At 63.6% G+C, this 17,183-nt stretch carries 14 protein-coding genes and 1 pseudogene; 10 read left to right on the plus strand and 5 right to left on the minus strand.

Translation table 11 applies throughout. The annotated features are described in order from the left end of the window. Nucleotides 1–15: 15 nt before the first annotated feature. Nucleotides 16–516 (plus strand): DapH/DapD/GlmU-related protein, encoded by a 501-nt coding sequence (locus tag M2361_RS09910; RefSeq protein WP_259248578.1) that lies wholly within the window; start codon nt 16–18, stop codon nt 514–516. Nucleotides 517–1,125: 609 nt separating this feature from the next. Here M2361_RS09910 and M2361_RS09915 read toward each other — a convergent pair. Then, entirely contained in the window at nt 1,126–1,752 is a 627-nt protein-coding gene (locus M2361_RS09915; protein ID WP_259248580.1) for a hypothetical protein, read from the minus strand. Between the two features lie 229 nt (nt 1,753–1,981). On the opposite strand from M2361_RS09915, the gene M2361_RS09920 reads away from it, so the two are divergent. Continuing rightward, complete coding sequence (locus tag M2361_RS09920) at nt 1,982–2,173, plus strand: putative motility protein (RefSeq protein WP_046806427.1); 192 nt, start codon at nt 1,982–1,984, stop codon at nt 2,171–2,173. 139 nt (nt 2,174–2,312) lie between these two features. Here M2361_RS09920 and lpdA read toward each other — a convergent pair whose 3' ends face one another. From lpdA to aceE, 3 genes are read right to left on the minus strand one after another with little or no spacing between them, the layout of a single operon-like run. After that, nucleotides 2,313–4,109 (minus strand): dihydrolipoyl dehydrogenase, encoded by a 1,797-nt coding sequence (gene lpdA, locus M2361_RS09925; RefSeq protein WP_259248584.1) that lies wholly within the window; start codon nt 4,107–4,109, stop codon nt 2,313–2,315. 12 nt (nt 4,110–4,121) lie between these two features. Beyond that, nucleotides 4,122–5,804 carry a dihydrolipoyllysine-residue acetyltransferase gene (gene aceF, locus M2361_RS09930; RefSeq protein ID WP_259248585.1) on the minus strand — a complete coding sequence of 561 codons (1,683 nt, stop codon included), beginning with the start codon at nt 5,802–5,804 and terminating at the stop codon, nt 4,122–4,124. 12 nt (nt 5,805–5,816) lie between these two features. Further along, nucleotides 5,817–8,525 carry a pyruvate dehydrogenase (acetyl-transferring), homodimeric type gene (gene aceE, locus M2361_RS09935; protein WP_259248587.1) on the minus strand — a complete coding sequence of 903 codons (2,709 nt, stop codon included), beginning with the start codon at nt 8,523–8,525 and terminating at the stop codon, nt 5,817–5,819. Nucleotides 8,526–8,881: 356 nt separating this feature from the next. On the opposite strand from aceE, the gene M2361_RS09940 reads away from it, so the two are divergent. From M2361_RS09940 to M2361_RS09960, 6 genes and pseudogenes are all read left to right on the plus strand, one after another. Then, nucleotides 8,882–10,636, plus strand: coding sequence for a PAS domain S-box protein (locus M2361_RS09940; protein ID WP_050448986.1), 1,755 nt, complete (start codon nt 8,882–8,884; stop codon nt 10,634–10,636). Then, nucleotides 10,633–11,259: a response regulator transcription factor gene (locus M2361_RS09945; RefSeq protein ID WP_043545730.1), complete on the plus strand. Its 627-nt coding sequence runs from the start codon at nt 10,633–10,635 to the stop codon at nt 11,257–11,259. Before M2361_RS09940 ends, M2361_RS09945 begins: the two co-directional genes overlap by 4 nt. Next, nucleotides 11,256–12,107, plus strand: coding sequence for a bifunctional methylenetetrahydrofolate dehydrogenase/methenyltetrahydrofolate cyclohydrolase FolD (gene folD / locus M2361_RS09950; RefSeq protein WP_050448987.1), 852 nt, complete (start codon nt 11,256–11,258; stop codon nt 12,105–12,107). Before M2361_RS09945 ends, folD begins: the two co-directional genes overlap by 4 nt. A gap of 42 nt (nt 12,108–12,149) precedes the next feature. Then, nucleotides 12,150–12,326 (plus strand): annotated as a pseudogene (locus tag M2361_RS29065) (pentapeptide repeat-containing protein); the annotation flags it as partial. A 302-nt stretch (nt 12,327–12,628) separates the two neighbouring features. Further along, complete coding sequence (locus tag M2361_RS09955) at nt 12,629–14,695, plus strand: M3 family metallopeptidase (protein ID WP_259248599.1); 2,067 nt, start codon at nt 12,629–12,631, stop codon at nt 14,693–14,695. 18 nt (nt 14,696–14,713) lie between these two features. Continuing rightward, the gene (locus M2361_RS09960; protein WP_259248601.1) at nt 14,714–15,040 is read left to right on the plus strand and encodes a hypothetical protein; all 327 of its coding nucleotides are present in this window, start codon (nt 14,714–14,716) and stop codon (nt 15,038–15,040) included. Nucleotides 15,041–15,044: 4 nt separating this feature from the next. Here the strand turns inward: M2361_RS09960 and M2361_RS09965 are convergent, their stop codons facing one another. After that, nucleotides 15,045–15,830: a bifunctional 2-polyprenyl-6-hydroxyphenol methylase/3-demethylubiquinol 3-O-methyltransferase UbiG gene (locus tag M2361_RS09965; RefSeq protein ID WP_259248603.1), complete on the minus strand. Its 786-nt coding sequence runs from the start codon at nt 15,828–15,830 to the stop codon at nt 15,045–15,047. Nucleotides 15,831–16,065: 235 nt separating this feature from the next. On the opposite strand from M2361_RS09965, the gene M2361_RS09970 reads away from it, so the two are divergent. Together M2361_RS09970 and M2361_RS09975 are read left to right on the plus strand one after the other, a co-directional pair. Next, the gene (locus M2361_RS09970) at nt 16,066–16,680 is read left to right on the plus strand and encodes an SCO family protein (protein ID WP_100855403.1); all 615 of its coding nucleotides are present in this window, start codon (nt 16,066–16,068) and stop codon (nt 16,678–16,680) included. 137 nt (nt 16,681–16,817) lie between these two features. Next, nucleotides 16,818–17,069 carry a GlsB/YeaQ/YmgE family stress response membrane protein gene (locus M2361_RS09975; RefSeq protein ID WP_259248605.1) on the plus strand — a complete coding sequence of 84 codons (252 nt, stop codon included), beginning with the start codon at nt 16,818–16,820 and terminating at the stop codon, nt 17,067–17,069. Nucleotides 17,070–17,183 lie beyond the last annotated feature (114 nt).

A 17,183-nucleotide genomic window follows, 5' to 3' on the forward strand; every position in this document is an offset into this window, starting at 1 on the left:
GAGCCAGGCGGCATTGTGATTCTGATCGATCCCACCGCGCGCGTGTCGCCGCTTGCCGACATCGAGGATTCCACGCGCGGCACGCGCATCGTGGTCGGCCCCAGGGCCGTGGTGGATTCCTTCGTCAAGATCAAGCCAGCCGGCGGATCGGGCGATGTGGAGATCGGGCCGGAATGCGTCATCAATTCCGGCTGCGTGCTCTACACCGGCAACGGCATCCGCATGGGCGCGCGGGTGGCTGTTGCGGCGAACTGCACGTTCGCTCCCGCCAACCACGAGTTCCGTCGCCGTGACTTGCCGATCCGTGAACAGGGGTTTCGCCCCAGCAAGGGCGGCATCGTGATTGAAGACGACGTCTGGATCGGCGCCAACTGCGTCTTGCTGGACGGGGCGATTCTGCGCGAGGGCTGCGTGATTGCGGCGGGCACGATTGTGCGCGGCGAGGTCGCGGCATTCTCGATACAGGGCGGTAACCCGATGACGGTGCTGGGCTGGCGCGAAGATAGCGGCGCTTGAAGAGGCGTGGCGGCGTAGTGCGGCCAATCTCCTCTTCGCTCCTGGCGACCCAGGAGGCCACATGCACCGTCCCCTCGGTCCACGCGGTCCCCTAGGTTCGCTCCGCTCTTGGGGCCACGCCGCGCTCCGACGGGCCCGGCCGCCCTCATCCAACCCGCCGCCACGCCCAATCCTCACCAAACCGCACTTTTTCCACGCTATTCCCCTTTTGAGGTCCTTGCCGCTTCCTTCATAATTGCCGTCGCACCGCTTTGTATCTATATTTTTCAGCCCCATGACCGCCACGCCACCCGATCCTTTCGCTACGCAGCATGACAGCACGACGGATCCTGATGCCACGGCACCGGTCGATGATGCGCAGACCCGGCGTCTGCGTGAAGAGAACCGCGCGTTGCGCGAATTGCTGGCCGCCCAGGTGCAGGCCATTGCACCGCCGCCGCCCCCGCAGCCAGAGCCGAGCTGTATACGTCGCATTGGCTGGGCGCTTATTTCCGCGCCGGGCGCCGCGCTGGTTGGCTGGCGCGCCTTGTTGGGCCGTGACGATGACGCGCCGATTACCGGGCGCCGGGTCGGTTCCGCGACCTTGACCGTGCTGTACACCTTGGCCATTTATGCCGCGCTGGTGCTGCTTGTGGTGTCGTGGAACGCGCCGAACAATGGCATCACCGGTCCTGGCACGACCTCTGCCAACTCGGGGCGCGTCCCGCTGACACGTTTGCCGCTCCAGGCTACCGACGACGCCCCCAGCGATTGGGAGACGACGGGATCAACGCCTGTACCGGCCCCAAACGCGCAGCCCACGCCGTCCCCGGACGCGATGCCTGCCGAGGTGACGCCTGTGCCGCATGAGGAACCGTCGTCGAACGAAGCGCTGAACGGAGCGACAATCGGCGCATCAAGCAGCACGTCAAATAACGCATCAAACAGCACATCAAACAGCGCACCGCACGACGCTTCAAACAGCTCATCAAACAGCGCACCGATCGACGCATCAAACGAAGCGTCAATAGCGGCGTCAGCCGCGTCGTCCCACACGAAGCCAAGCGCCGCATCATCCACGCCGAAGTCCACGTTGCGCATCACCGAGATTCCGGCGGTTAACCCCTTGGCCTGGGTTGACACCTTGCAGGGCGAATTGGCGCGTTGCGCTGAGCTGGGCTTTTTTGAACGGCCGGATTGCGCCTGGGAAGCACGCAGGCAGTTTTGCGAGCCGAACCAGGGCTGGGGCGTCGTCAAGGAATGCCCTACTCAGCCCTGACTTTGATCAGCCTGGGTTTGTTATCCCTACCTTGATCAAGGATGCAATCACGCCCCCAAGCTGTCACATCCCGGCCACGCAAAACACCGACAATTCTTTTCACCAAAACCGCAAACCTGCGTAATAATGCGACATGTTTCTTTTGGCCAGGCCGCGTCGGCTTAGCCGTCTTGCCTGCCACACGCTTTCCTCTACAAGGACACAACCATGGATTCCATCAACAACACCGTCAACACCGCGCTGGCTTTGAAGGACGCGAATGTGGTCCAGGAAGTGCAGGCCACCGTGCTTAAGAAGGCGCTGAACGCGCAAGCCGATACGGTCGCAACATTGATGCAATCCGTGGCGCCGATGGCGATTGACAGCACGCTGGGTTCGCGCATCAATACCCAGGCCTGACGCGCACGCGTTCAGTCCCACGGCGCCGCCCACCTGCGCGGCCAGCCGATAAAAAAAGCGCCGGACCCTGAACAGGGCCGGCGCTTTTTGTTTGCCGTTGCGTGGCTTGCGTGAGGCGGCCAAGCCGCCCCTCCGGCAATTACTTCTTCTTCATCGGCGGCAAATCGGTGCAGACGCCTTCGGCGACTTCGGCCGCCATGCCCACCGATTCACCCAGCGTCGGGTGCGGGTGGATGGTCTTGGCGATGTCGACCACGTCAGCGCCCATTTCCACGGCCAGGGCCAGTTCGCTGATCAGGTCGCCAGCGTGGGTGCCCACGATGCTGCCGCCCAGGATGCGATGCGTTTCCGCGTCGAAGATCAGCTTGGTGAAGCCTTCGTCGCGACCGTTGGCGATGGCGCGGCCGGAAGCCGCCCACGGGAATACGCCCTTCTCGATCTTGATGCCTTGCTTCTTGGCTTCGTCTTCGGTCAGGCCCACCCATGCCACTTCCGGATCGGTGTAGGCCACCGACGGAATCACGCGCGCGTCGAAGAACGACTTCTGGCCGGCGGCGGCTTCCGCTGCCACGTGGCCTTCGTGCACGGCCTTGTGCGCCAGCATCGGCTGGCCGACGATGTCGCCAATGGCGTAGATGTGCGGCACGTTGGTGCGCATCTGGCGATCGACCTCGATGAAACCGCGGTCGGTCACGGCGATGCCGGCCTTGTCGGCGCCGATCTTCTTGCCGTTGGGGCTGCGGCCCACGGCTTGCAGAACGAGGTCGTAGCGTTGCGGTTCCTTGGGCGCGCCCTCGCCTTCGAAGGTGACGTAGATGCCGTCTTTCTTGGCTTCGGCGCCCACGGTCTTGGTCTTCAACATGATGTTGTCGAAGCGGTAGGCGTTTTTCTTCTGCCAGACCTTGACCAGATCGCGATCGGCGCCTTGCATCAGGCCGTCCAGCATTTCCACGACGTCCAGGCGTGCGCCCAGCGTGGAGTACACCGTGCCCATTTCCAGGCCGATGATGCCGCCGCCCACGATCAACATCTTCTTGGGCACTTCACGCAGCAGCAGCGCGCCGGTGGAGTCGACGACGCGGTCGTCCTTGGGCATGAAGGGCAGCTTCACCGACTGGCTGCCGGCGGCGATGATGGCTTGCTTGAAGCGCAGCGTCTGGCTCTTGCCGTCGGCGGACGTCACGGTCAGGTGGTAGGGGTCGGCGAATTCGCCCACGCCCGTCACCACGGTGACCTTGCGCGCCTTGGCCATGCCGGCCAGGCCGCCGGTCAACTTGGCGACCACGCTGTCCTTGTAGCCGCGCAGCTTGTCCAGATCGATCTTGGGCTCGCCAAAGCTGATGCCGTGGGCAGCCAGCTCGCGTGCTTCGTCAATGACGGCGGCGTTGTGCAGCAGCGCCTTGGACGGAATGCAGCCCACGTTCAGGCAGACGCCGCCCAGCGTTGCGTAGCGTTCGACCAGGACCACGGACAGGCCCAGGTCGGCGGCACGGAAGGCAGCGGAATAGCCGCCAGGGCCCGCGCCCAGCACCAGCATGTCGTATTCGCCGTCGGCCGAACCCTTGAAGCTGGACGCAGCGGGTGCGGCAGCCTTGGCGGCCGGAGCCGCAGCGGCTTCGGCCTTCTTGGGGGCTTCAGCAGCCTTGGGGGCATCCTTCGCCGGGGCTTCCTTGGCGGCCGGCGCAGCGGCGGCGTCCGCCGCCTCCACTTCCAGCACGACCGCGCCTTCGGCGACCTTGTCGCCGACCTTGACCGCGATGGACTTCACCACGCCGCCTTGCGACGCGGGAATTTCCATCGACGCCTTGTCCGACTCAACGGTGATCAGGCTTTGTTCGGCCTTGATCGTGTCGCCCACGGCGACCAGCACTTCGATGACTTCCACTTCCTTGAAGTCGCCGATGTCCGGCACTTTGATTTGAACGGTATTGCTCATAGGGCTCCCCGTTTACAGCGCGATGCGGCGGAAGTCGGCCAGCAAGGCGCCCAGATAGGCGTTGAAGCGGGCAGCGGACGCGCCGTCGATGACGCGGTGGTCGTACGACAGCGACAGCGGCACCATCAGGCGCGGCACGAACTGCTTGCCGTCCCAGACGGGCTTGTGCGCGGAACGCGACACGCCCAGGATGGCCACTTCGGGCGCGTTGATGATCGGCGTGAACGACGTGCCGCCGATACCGCCCAAGGACGAAATCGAGAAGCAGCCGCCCTGCATTTCAGCGGGCGAGATCTTGCCGTCGCGCGCCTTCTTGGACAGGTCCGTCATTTCTTGCGCGATCTGCAAGATGCCCTTCTTGTCGGCGTCGCGAATCACCGGCACCACCAGCCCGTTGGGCGTGTCGGCGGCAAAACCGATGTGGTAGTACTGCTTCAACACGAGGTTGTCGCCATCCAGCGACGCGTTGAACTCGGGGAATTTCTTCAAGGCGGCAACCACGGCCTTGATCAGGAAGGCCAGCATCGTGACCTTGATGCCCGACTTCTCGTTTTCCTTGTTCAGCGTGACGCGCAGCGCTTCCAGGTCGGTGATGTCCGCTTCGTCGTTGTTGGTGACGTGCGGGATCATGACCCAGTTGCGGTGCAGGTTCGCGCCGGAAATCTTCTTGATGCGCGACAGCGGCTTGGCTTCGATCGGGCCGAACTTGGTGAAGTCGACCTTGGGCCACGGCAACAGGCCCAGCGCAGCGCCATCGGCCGAACCGCCGGCTGCGGCAGCCGGTGCAGCGGCCAGCGCCTGCTTGACGAAACCGCGCACGTCGTCGGCGGTGATGCGTTCCTTGGGACCCGAACCCTTGACCTTGCTGAGGTTCACGCCCAGTTCGCGGGCGAACTTGCGCACCGACGGGGAAGCGTGCGGCAGTTGGCCGGGCTTCAGGTTGGGGTCTTCCAGCACGGCGGCGGGTGCCGGGCGCGAAGCGGGTGCGGCGGCCGGTGCGTCAGCCTTGGACTCTGCTTTCGCTTCGGTCTTGGCTTCGGCCTGGGCTTCCGGCTTGGCTTCAGCCTTGGCAGCAGGCGCAGCGCCGGCGTCGCCTTCAACGACGACGACAACCGAACCCTTGGCGACCTTGTCGCCAACCTTGACCTTCACTTCCTTGACCACGCCGCCTTGCGACGCCGGGATCTCCATCGAGGCCTTGTCGGACTCCACGGTGATCAGGCTTTGCTCGGCCTTGATGGTGTCGCCCACGGCGACCATCACTTCGATGACTTCCACTTCCTTGAAGTCGCCGATGTCCGGCACTTCGATATTGACCGGGCCGCTGCTGGCGGCCGGCGCGGCGGCTTCCGCCTTGGCGGCGGGAGCTGCGGCAGCCGCCTGCTTCGGCGCTTCCTTGGCAGCGGCCTTGGGGGCCTCTTCCTTGGCGGCCGGGGCGGCGCCCGAGCCTTCGGCTTCGGCTTCCACTTCCAGCACGACCGCGCCTTCGGCAACCTTGTCGCCCACCTTCACAGAGATGGACTTCACCACGCCGCCTTGCGACGCGGGAATTTCCATCGACGCCTTGTCGGACTCGACGGTGATCAGGCTTTGTTCGGCCTTGATCGTGTCGCCCACTGCCACCAACACCTCAATGACTTCCACTTCCTTGAAGTCGCCGATATCGGGAACCTTGATTTGCACGATGTTGCTCATGTCTCTTTACCCTCAGGCGTATTGCGGGTTGGCTTTGTTCGGATTGATGCCGTATTTCTTGATGGCTTCCGCCACCTTGGCCATCGGAACCTTGCCTTCGTCTGCCAGTGCGCGCAGCGCGGCGACCACGACAAAGTGGCGATCCACTTCGAAGTGCTCACGCAGCTTGGCGCGGAAGTCCGAGCGGCCGAAACCGTCGGTGCCCAGCACCTTGTATTCGCGGCCCTTGGGCACGAACGGACGGATCTGGTCGGCAAACAGCTTCATGTAGTCGGTCGACGCGATGATCGGGCCTTCCGTCTTGGCCAACTGTTCCGTGACGTAAGCCACTTGCGGCTTTTTCTCGTCGGGGTGCAGCATGTTGTGGCGCTCGGCGTCCAGGCCGTTGCGGCGCAGTTCGGTGAAGCTGGTGACGCTCCAGATGTCCGACGCCACGCCCCAATCGGCGTCCAGCAGGTCTTGCGCCGCCATGACTTCGCGCAGGATCGTGCCCGAGCCCATCAGTTGCACGCGGTTCTTGCCCTTGCCGTGCGACTTCAGTTTGTACATGCCCTTGATGATGCCTTCCTCGTCGCCCTGGGTCAGACCGGGCTGCGGGTAGTTTTCGTTCATCACCGTCAGGTAGTAATAGACGTTTTCCTGGTCTTCCACCATGCGCTTCAAGCCATGCTGGATGATCACGGCCAGCTCATGGCCGAACGTCGGGTCGTAGGACACGCAGTTCGGAATGGTGGACGCCAGGATGTGGCTGTGGCCGTCTTCGTGCTGCAAGCCTTCGCCGTTCAGCGTCGTGCGGCCGGCGGTGCCGCCCAACAGGAAGCCACGCGCCTGCATGTCGCCCGCTGCCCAGGCCAGGTCGCCAATGCGCTGGAACCCGAACATCGAGTAGTAGATGAAGAACGGGATCATGATGCGGTTGTTCGAGGAGTACGACGTGGCCGCCGCAATCCACGAGCTCATTGCGCCCGCTTCGTTGATGCCTTCCTGCAGCAGTTGGCCGTCGGCCGATTCCTTGTAGTACATGACCTGGTCTTTATCGACCGGGATGTACTTCTGGCCTTCCGGCGCATAGATACCGATTTGGCGGAACAGGCCTTCCATACCGAAGGTACGCGATTCGTCAGCCAAAATTGGCACCACGCGCGGGCCGAGTTCCTTGTCGCGCAGCACCTGGTTCAGGATGCGGACGAAGGCTTGGGTGGTGGAGATTTCACGGCCTTCGGCGGTGGGTTCCAGCACGGCCTTGAAGGCTTCCAGCGCGGGGGCCTTGAGTTGCTCGTCGGCCTTGGCGCGGCGGCGCGGCAGATAGCCGCCCAGCGCGGCGCGGCGCTCGTGCAGGTACTTCATTTCGGGCGAATCTTCGGCCGGCTTGAAGTACGGCAGGTCTTCCAGTTGGTCGTCCGGAATCGGGATGCCGAAGCGGTCGCGGAATTCGCGGATGGATTCCAGTTCCAGCTTCTTTTGCTGGTGGGTCGGGTTCTTGGCCTGGCCCACGTGGCCCATGCCGTAACCCTTGATGGTCTTGGCCAGGATGACGGTGGGTTGACCGGTGTGGCTGGTGGCGGCGTCGAACGCGGCGTACACCTTGTGGGGGTCGTGACCGCCACGGTTCAGGCGCCAGATGTCTTCGTCGCTCATGCGCGAGACGGCTTCCAGCAGCTTGGGGTGCTTGCCAAAGAAGTGTTCACGGACGAACTTGCCGTCGTTGGCCTTGTACGCCTGGTACTCGCCGTCAACGGTGTCTTCCATGATCTGGCGCAGGATGCCTTCCTTGTCGTGCGCGAGCAGCGGATCCCAGTAGCCGCCCCAGATCAGCTTGATCACGTTCCAGCCCGAACCACGGAAGTCGCCTTCCAGTTCCTGGATGATCTTGCCGTTGCCGCGCACCGGACCGTCCAGGCGCTGCAGGTTGCAGTTCACCACGAAGATCAGGTTGTCGAGCTTTTCACGAGCGGCCAGCGCGATGGCGCCCAGCGATTCGGGTTCGTCCATTTCGCCGTCGCCGCAGAATACCCAGACCTTGCGGTTGCTGGTGTCGGCAATGCCGCGGGCGTGCAGGTACTTCAGGAAGCGGGCCTGATAGATGGCCATCAGCGGGCCCAGGCCCATCGACACCGTCGGGAACTGCCAGAAGTCCGGCATCAGCTTCGGGTGCGGGTACGACGACAAGCCCTTGCCGTCCACTTCCTGGCGGAAGTGGTTCAGTTGTTCTTCGGTCAGGCGGCCTTCAAGATAGGCGCGGCCGTACATGCCGGGAGACGTGTGGCCCTGGAAGTAGACCAGGTCGCCGCCGTGGCCTTCGTCTTCGGCGTGCCAGAAGTGGTTCTGGCCGCAGCCGATCATGGTGGCCAGCGAGGCGAACGACGCGATGTGGCCGCCCAGATCGCCGCCGTCCGGCGGGTTGTGCTTGTTGGCCTTGACGACCATGGCCATGGCGTTCCAGCGCACGTACGAACGGATGCGCGTTTCCAGTTCCAGGTTGCCCGGATGCGCGGGCTCCAGGCCCGGCGGAATCGTGTTGACGTAAGCGGTATTCGGCGAGAACGGGATGTGGGCGCCGGAACGACGGGCTTCGTCGATCAGGCGTTCCAGCAGGTAGTGCGCGCGCTGCGGCCCTTCGCGATCAAGGACTGCCGCCAGGGCTTCGAGCCACTCCTGGGTTTCTAGGGTGTCTTCGTCGTTGGCAGCCTGCGGGGCGCCAGCCTGGGCGAAAGAGGACATCGTGTGTCTCCTGTTGGGGTTCGTTCGTGACCACACCCGCTTATTCGTTCAACTCGCGGACTCTGCATGGTAGCCGGGATCATCCGGGCTGCCATGTCAGGCATGGGTCGGGGGGTGTTTTTCTAGAGACCTGCTTTGGGTCGGTTCCCTATCAGCCGGCATTCTAAGAAAGAAGATTAACCGGTCGCAAGGAAAATTTCATGTTGCGGTACGGCATTTCGTAATGTGAAATGTTGAACGCAAGCTGAATGGCCGATGACGGCACTTTTTAAGCTGTACGCCAAAAGCAGGGGTTGATTCCCGGTAATTCCCGGCCAACACGCACTAAAATGCGCGGTCTATACGGCCCGAATTCCATGTCCAGCGCGCCCAAGTCAAATATTCCTACGCCGTTCCACGATCACGCCCGCACCCGCCGCCGCGGTGTGTATTGGGTCACGCCCGCCATGGTGCTGATCCTATACCTCTGTGTGATGGGGGTGTTCTTCTGGCTGCAACGCATTCATGACGATAGCGTCATGTTTGTGACGATCGACCAGGAAATGCGCCAGCAACGCCTGATATGGGTGGTGCTGGCTTTGTCCTGCGTCATCGTCATCAGCCTGTTGATGCTGTGGCGCTATACCCGCTTTCGCTCGACTGCCGAAGCCGCGCTGATCGCCGAAACCGGTTTTCGCCGCGCCATGGAAAATTCCATGTCCACCGGCATGCGCGTACTGGATATGGAAGGCCGCATCGCCTACGTGAACCCGGCGTTCTGCCGCATGATCGGCTGGAACGAAGCCGACCTGATCGGCCGCAGCCCGCCCTTCCCTTACTGGGTGCCCGGCCGCCACGAACAGCACCAGCACACGCTGGACGTGCTGATGTCAGGCAAGACGCCCAGCAGCGGCCTGGAAGTGGAAGCGCAACGGCGCGACGGCTCGCGCTTCACCGCGCGCATGTATGTGTCGCCGCTGCTGGACCCCAACGGCAACCAGATCGGCTGGATGACGTCGATGACCGACATCACCGAACCCAAGCGCATCCGCGAAGCCCTGACCGCCGCCCACGAACGTTTCATGACGGTGCTGGAAGGCCTGGACGACGCCATCTCGGTTACCGCCGACACGCACGACGGCCTGGAACTGCTGTTTGCCAACCGCACCTACCGCCGCGTCTTCGGCGCGCAGACGGGCGGCCACGACGAACTGCTGGCCGGGCGCCGGGGCCGCTTCACCGACGAATCGGTGGAAGTATTCGCGCCGTCGGTGCAGCGCTGGTTTGAAGTGCACCACCGCATGCTGGCCTGGACCGACGGCCGCCGCGTGCGCATGCAGGTGGCGCGCGACATCACCGAACGCCGTGGCCATGAAGAAGCGTCGCGCGTGCAGCAGGAAAAGATCCAGCTGACCAGCCGCCTGACGACCATGGGCGAAATGGCTTCGTCCCTGGCGCACGAACTGAACCAGCCGCTGACCGCCATCGCCAACTACAGCATGGGCGCGGTGGCGCTGGTCAAGGCCGGCCACACCAGCCCCAACATGCTGCTGCCGGCGCTGGAAAAGGCCGCGTCACAGGCCGAACGCGCCGGCAAGATCATCAGCCGCATCCGCGAATTCGTGAAGCGCAGCGAGCCGCGCCGCCAGCGCGTGGCCATCGGCCGCATTGTCGACAACGCCATCGGCTTTGCCGAAATCGACGCGCGCAAGCGCCGCATCCGCATCGACAGCTTCGTGCCGTCCAACGCGCCTGATGTCCTGGCCGACCCCATCCTGATCGAACAGGTGCTGTTGAACCTGCTGAAGAACGGGCTGGAAGCCATGGAAAACAGCGAGGTCGACGAGCTCAAGGTGGCGGTGATCCTGCACGAGCAGCACATCGAAGTAGCCGTGGTGGACCGCGGCCATGGCCTGGCCGAGCCCGAACGCCTGTTCGAACCCTTCTTCAGCACCAAGTCCCAGGGCCTGGGCATGGGGCTGAATATCTGCCGTACCATTATTGAATCGCACCACGGTCGTCTGTGGGCGGACCCCAACCCCGCCGGCGGCACCATTTTCCGCTTTACCCTGCCCTGCGCTGCATCCCAGCCGCAGGCCCAGAATGATCAGTCAGAGGAGTTGCACGCATGAACACGCCCCACCTGTCGAGCACGGTATTCATAGTTGACGACGACGAAGCGGTCCGCGATTCGTTGCGCTGGCTGTTGGAAGCCAACGGCTATCGCGTTCGCGCCTATGCCAGCGGTGAGTCCTTCCTGGAAGACTACGACGCCAGCCAGGTCGGTGTGTTGATCGCCGACGTGCGCATGCCCGGCATGAGCGGCCTGGAACTCCAGGAACAACTGATCGCCCGCAACGCCCCCCTGCCCATCGTGTTCATCACGGGCCACGGCGACGTGCCCATGGCGGTGTCCACGATGAAGAAAGGCGCTGTCGACTTTCTGGAAAAGCCCTTCAACGAATCCGACCTGCGCGAGATCGTCGCCCGCATGCTGGAGCAGGCCACGCAGCGGGTCAGCAAGCACCAGGCTCAGAAGGACCACGAAGCCATGCTGGCGCGCCTGACCGCGCGCGAGCAGCAGGTGCTGGAGCGCATTGTCGCCGGCCGCTTGAACAAGCAGATTGCCGACGACCTGGGCATCAGCATCAAGACCGTCGAGGCGCATCGCGCCAACATTATGGAAAAACTGGAAGTGACTACCGTTGCTGATTTGATGAAAGTGGCCTTGGCCAAACCCGAGGCACATGCATGACCGCTAGGATTATTGACGGCGCCGCCCTGTCGCTGCGCATTCGCGAAGAAGTGGCCCAACGTGTTGCGGCCTTGGCGGCCAAGGGCACGCGCCCGGGCCTGGCCGTGGTGCTGGTGGGCGCGGACCCCGCGTCCCAGGTTTATGTGCGCAACAAGGTTGCCGCCTGCGAGAAAGCCGGCCTGCATTCCGTCAAGGAACAGTACCCGGCCGAGATGACCGAGGCCGAACTGCTGGCCCGCATCGCCGTGTTGAACCAGGACCCGACCATACACGGCATCCTGGTGCAGTTGCCGCTGCCCAAGCACATGGATTCCCACAAGGTCATCGAAGCCATCGCGGCCGAGAAAGACGTGGACGGGTTCCACATCAGCAACGCCGGCCTGCTCATGACCGGCCAGCCGCTGTTCCGCCCCTGCACGCCGTACGGCGTGATGAAGATGCTGGAATCGGAAGGCGTGACGCTGCGCGGCGCTGAAGCCGTGATCGTCGGCGCCAGCAACATCGTCGGCAAGCCGATGGCCATGTTGCTGCTGCAAGCTGGCGCCACCATCACGATCTGCAATTCCAAGACGCGCGACCTGGCGGCTCAAACCCGCCGCGCGGATGTCCTGGTGGTCGCCACCGGCAAGCCCGGCATGATCGACGGTTCGATGATCAAGCCCGGCGCCGTGGTGATCGACGTGGGCATCAACCGTGGCGAAGACGGCAAGCTGTGCGGCGACGTCGATTTTGCGTCCGCCAAGGAAGTGGCCGGCGCCATCACCCCCGTCCCCGGCGGCGTAGGCCCCATGACCATCGCCATGCTGCTGGTCAACACGGTAGAAGCCGCCGAACGCGCGGCGGGTTGATCCGGTAGGTGCGCTGGTGCGGCCGGGTGCGCTGATGCGGCCGGTGCCGATATGGCCGGTGCTGATATGGCCGGTGCTGATATGGCCGGTGCCGATATGGCCGGGTGCGCTGATATGACCGGTAGGATGGGTGCAGCGCGATTGACAGTGGAAAAGAACGCCACCGCCAATCGCGCGAAACCCATCAGGCAGCCCCGGGACCGTGGCGGGGCTTGGTAAAAAACACCCGCATGCAAATCACGAAAGCCAGGGTGCCTGCACCTGCCACGGTGCCACGGTGCCACCTTCGAAAGCCGGTGTGGCTGGGCTTGCCACGGTGCCGACGCTGCTTGATGGGTTTCGCGCGTTCGTTGGCGGGGTTCTTCTGTATAGTCGTTCGCGCTGCACCCATCCTACGATGCACGTAGGCTGACGCGCGCCGAACCGCGCGCGACGCACACTGGCCCACGCATTCGTGCCCTTGCTTTTGAGCGGATCGCCCCTATCTGCTCCCTATGTCTCTCGCCTTTTCCGGTAACACCATGACCCAGAATCCCCTGCTTGCCCCTGTCTCCGACCTGGTCGATTATGCGGCCGTCAAGCCGGGGCATATCGTCCCCGCCGTGGAAGAACTGCTGGGCATCGCCCGCAAGGCGGTCGACCATGCCGCTGATTCCGCGCTGGCGCCCACTTGGGAAGCCGTGGTGGAACCGCTGGATACCGCCTCCGAGCGCCTGTGGCGCGCCTGGTCGGTGGCTGGCCACCTGAACGCCGTGGTCAACACGCCGGAACTGCGCGAAGCCTACAACGCCGCGCTGCCCCTCATTACCGAATTTTCCACCTGGGTTGGGCTGCACGAAGGCCTGTACCGGCAATACCAGCGCCTGGCCGCTGCCCCTGATTTTGCGTCGTGGTCGCCCGTGCGCCGCCGCATCGTCGAGATGGCGCTGCGCGACTTCCGCTTGAGCGGCGTGGAACTGCAAGGCGCCGATCGCGAACGCTATGCGCAGATCTCTGACCGCGAGGCTCAGGCATCGCAGAAGTTCTCCGAAAACGTGCTGGACGCCATCGACGCCTGGTCCTTGCTGGTGGACGATGAGTCCCGCCTGACGGGCATCCCCGCCGACGTCCTGTCAGCCGCCCGCGCCGCCGCCGAAGAAGACGGCAAGCCGGGTTGGAAGCTGACCCTGAAAATGCCGTGCTACCTGCCCGTCATGCAATACGCGCAAGACCGCGCCCTGCGCGAAGCGCTGTACCGTGGCTATGGCACCGTGGCCTCCGAACAAGGCGAAGCCAAGTTCGACAATTCTCCGCTGATCGAAGAACTGCTGTCCCTGCGCGCCGAGGAATCCGGCTTGCTGGGCCTGGGCACCTACGCATCGCTGCGCCTGCAGACCCGCATGGCGCGCGACGCCCGCGAAGTCACCGAATTCCTGCGCGACCTGGCCGCGCGCGCTAAACCGTTCGCGCAGCGTGACCTGGCCGAACTCAAGGCCTACGCCACCGGCGAACTGGGCTTGGACGAGCTGCAACCCTGGGACGTGGCCTTCGCCTCGGAACGCCTGCGCGAATCGCGCTATGCCTATTCCGAAGATGAAGTGAAGCAGTATTTCACCGAACCCCGCGTGCTGGCCGGCCTGTTCGACGTCATTGAAAAACTGTTCGACGTGCGCTTGACCGAAACGCCCGTTTCCACCTGGCACAGCGATGCGCGCGGCGTGCGCGTGGAACGCCCCGACGGCGGCTTGATCGGCTATCTGTACCTGGACCTGTATGCCCGTTCGGGCAAGCAAAGCGGGGCTTGGGTCGACAGCGAGCGCGCTCGCCGCGTGGTGGCCGGCCACGTGCAAACGCCCGTGGTCTACCTGACTTGCAACTTCTCGCGCCCCAACGGCGACCGCGCCGCCGTGCTGACGCACGACGACGTCATCACCCTGTTCCACGAAACCGGCCATGCGCTGCACGCGCTGTTGTCGGAAGTGGACGAGCCCGGAGCGGCGGCATTTGCCAGCGTGGAGTGGGACGCCATCGAATTGCCCTCGCAGTTCATGGAGAACTTCTGCTGGGAATGGGCAGTGGTGCAGAAGCTGTCGGCGCATGTGGACACGGGCGAACCGCTGCCGCGCGCGCTGTACGACCGACTGGTCGCGGCGCGCAATTACCAAAGCGGCATGCAGGCCGTGCGCCAGATTGAATTCGCGTTGTTCGACATGCTGATGCACGACCGCGCCAAGGGTGCGTCCATTTCGGAAGTGCTGGCGCTGCTGCAGGAAGTGCGCCAGGAAGTGGCGGTGCTGTTCCCGCCGTCGTGGCACCGCCTGCCGCACGCGTTCTCGCATCTGTTCGCGGGCGGCTACGGCGCGGGTTACTACAGCTACAAGTGGGCCGAAGTGCTGTCGGCGGATGCCTACGAGGCCTTCGAAGAAGCCGCGGCCAAGCAGCCCGGCAACGCCCTGGGCACGCTGGACCCGGAAACCGGCGCCCGCTTCCGCCGCGAAGTCCTGGCCGTTGGCGGTTCCCGCCCCGCCGCCGATTCCTTCGCCGCCTTCCGCGGCCGCCCCCCCCGCATCGACGCCCTGCTGCGCCACAGCGGCATGAGCGGCACGTAAAACGCCGACGTAGGATGGGTGAAGCGCGGCAAGATCGAAGCAAGAAGCACAGCATCTGCCGCGCGTAACCCATCAGCAGCCGGCACCATCACGCCAGCGCCACCAGATGGGTTACGCGCGATTCAAGCCATTGATTTTCTGCCCCGCATCGCGCGCTTCACCCATCCTACGAAAAACGAACGCCGCAAAACAAACGCCGAAAGACGAACGACGAACGACGAACGCCGAACGCCGAACAACGGACGCCGAAAGACGAACGCCGAACGCCGAACGCCGAACAACGAACGTAGGATGGGTGAAGCGCGGCAAAATCGACGCAAGAAATACGGCATCTGCCGCGCGTAACCCATCAAGCAGCCCGCACCGCCGACACCACCAACCACCTTCCATGCACCGACTGCCGGGACCCCGCCTGCTTCCAGAACCCGCGGATGTCCTCGTTCTCGGCCCGCTTCACACGCCGTCGGTAATACAAGCGTGACGGCACGGCCAGCACGTGTTCCAGCATCCGCTTTGGTTTCGGTTCATCAACCTCGTGCAGCGTGATATCCACGAAACCGTAATGTGACAACAACAAATGCAGTTGCGGAAAGCTCCACGGGAAATACGTGATGTAGTCCTCACCCCGCTTGCGGCCCACCATGGGCCGGAAACCGGAATGGAAGCCTCGCATCAGAAACTGCAGCCGTGACCGCATGTTCCAGGTATTCGGCGTGGTGATGATCGCCGTGCCCCCGGGGCGCAGTGCATCGTGCAGACTTTGCAGCAGCACGCCCGGATTCGTCATCAGATGAATCGCTTCGCAGCAAACCACCGCGTCATAGGCCTTGGCCACGCTCAAGGGCGTATCCAGATCGTGTTCGGACACCGACCGATATCCCGCGCTTGCCGGCGGGAATTCCCATAGGCCCACGCCGTCAACGGCTACTTGTCCGCCGCCTTCGGCTACCGGCCCGCCTTCACTAGCCACTTGCCTGCCGACTTCGGCCTTTTGCCCGCCGTTTCCAGCGGACAGCGCTTCACCCAACCAGCCCACGCCGCAAGGCGCGTCCAGCACCTGTTTGGCACGCCGGGCGCGCAGGATGTCGATGACCACCGGGTAATACGGGTAACGAACGGCCGTGCTTGCTGCCATATCCACGTTCACACTCTCCTGACATCAATACTGACGACGCACCGAATGTACCGCCGCATCGCGGTCTGTTGAAAGGGGCAAGCCGCACGCCGTAAGTTTGCGCCAGGACAAACATCCCCCTTGCATCAGGCCCGCAACGCCACACCCCCGCCGCCCCACCCTGGCCATGAAGGTAGAATCAACCCGCTTGCCGCGGGCTTGCCCTTCGTTCAACCTTTTGGCACCTCCTGGACTCATGCGACACCTCATTACCGGCCGCGCCTGGCGCGGCCTGCTGTTGGCTCTGTGTGTGTTTCTTGCCGCCTGCGGCGATCGGAACGTGGACTGGACGCTCTACAACGTCAAGGGCCACCTGCCCGACCTGAAGTTCTCGCTGCCCGGCGCGGGCGGCAAAACCATCAACAGCGACGACCTCAAGGGCAAGACGGTCATGCTGTTCTTCGGCTACGCCAGTTGCCCCGACATCTGCCCCACCACCATGGCGCAACTGACCGCCGTGCTGCAGAACCTGGGCGACAAGGCCGAAAACGTGCGCATCGTGTTCGTCAGCGTCGACCCGCACCGCGACACGCCCGACATCCTGCAGGCCTATGTCAACGCCTTCAACAACAGCGCCATCGGGGTAACCGGTAACGAAAAGCAGGTCGCGGACCTGGCGCGCCGCTACCGCGTGGCCTACCAGATTGAAAAGCCGCGCCCCGGCGACGACGCCGACATGTACGAAGTGACCCACAGCCGTGGCGTGTACATTTTCGACAAGGACGGCCACGCGCGCCTGCTGGCGTCCGACACCGATAGCGTCGAAGCCCTGACCAAGGACGTCCGCCAATTGATCGACATTACGTCCTGATCTGGCCACGGCAAGCGTCGTGCAGCGCAGCATGTTGCATGGCAACCCCACATACCAGTTGTTACAGCCGCCTAATAAAGAGCGTGGGTATCATCATTGCGCATCGCCCCCTTTTTTCCAAAGCAAGGAGTACGCGCATGAGCATTATCATCATGATCATCGTCGGGTTCATCGTGGGCTTGATCGCCCGCGCCATCATGCCCGGAGACCAGAACATGGGGATCATCATGACCACCATCCTGGGTATCGTCGGCGCCGTGGTGGCAGGTTTCCTGGGACAGACGATGGGTTGGTATGCGGAAGGCGAACCCGCGGGCTGGATCGCGTCGGTGATCGGCGCCATCATCGTGCTGTTCGTGGTTGGCATGATCGCCCGCAAGCGCACTTGACGCCCTGCTAAGGCAACATCAATAAAAATCGGGCCGATCTTTCGATCGGCCCGATTCTTTTGCGCTGAGTGTCTTCTGCGCCAGATTTCTTTTGCGCTGAGTTTATTGCGCCAA

Source organism: Achromobacter sp. JUb104 (assembly GCF_024806975.1).
Taxonomy (GTDB): Bacteria; Pseudomonadota; Gammaproteobacteria; order Burkholderiales; family Burkholderiaceae_B; genus Achromobacter; species Achromobacter spanius.

Excerpts from the sequence above, each read along its gene's own strand:
- M2361_RS09920 (WP_046806427.1), top strand. The coding sequence starts at position 1,982 with ATGGATTCCATCAACAACACCGTCAACACCGCGCTGGCTTTGAAGGAC.
- lpdA (WP_259248584.1), bottom strand. The coding sequence starts at position 4,109 with ATGAGCAATACCGTTCAAATCAAAGTGCCGGACATCGGCGACTTCAAG.
- aceF (WP_259248585.1), bottom strand. The coding sequence starts at position 5,804 with ATGAGCAACATCGTGCAAATCAAGGTTCCCGATATCGGCGACTTCAAG.
- aceE (WP_259248587.1), bottom strand. The coding sequence starts at position 8,525 with ATGTCCTCTTTCGCCCAGGCTGGCGCCCCGCAGGCTGCCAACGACGAA.
- M2361_RS09940 (WP_050448986.1), top strand. The coding sequence starts at position 8,882 with ATGTCCAGCGCGCCCAAGTCAAATATTCCTACGCCGTTCCACGATCAC.
- M2361_RS09945 (WP_043545730.1), top strand. The coding sequence starts at position 10,633 with ATGAACACGCCCCACCTGTCGAGCACGGTATTCATAGTTGACGACGAC.
- folD (WP_050448987.1), top strand. The coding sequence starts at position 11,256 with ATGACCGCTAGGATTATTGACGGCGCCGCCCTGTCGCTGCGCATTCGC.
- M2361_RS09955 (WP_259248599.1), top strand. The coding sequence starts at position 12,629 with ATGACCCAGAATCCCCTGCTTGCCCCTGTCTCCGACCTGGTCGATTAT.
- M2361_RS09965 (WP_259248603.1), bottom strand. The coding sequence starts at position 15,830 with ATGGCAGCAAGCACGGCCGTTCGTTACCCGTATTACCCGGTGGTCATC.
- M2361_RS09970 (WP_100855403.1), top strand. The coding sequence starts at position 16,066 with ATGCGACACCTCATTACCGGCCGCGCCTGGCGCGGCCTGCTGTTGGCT.
- M2361_RS09975 (WP_259248605.1), top strand. The coding sequence starts at position 16,818 with ATGAGCATTATCATCATGATCATCGTCGGGTTCATCGTGGGCTTGATC.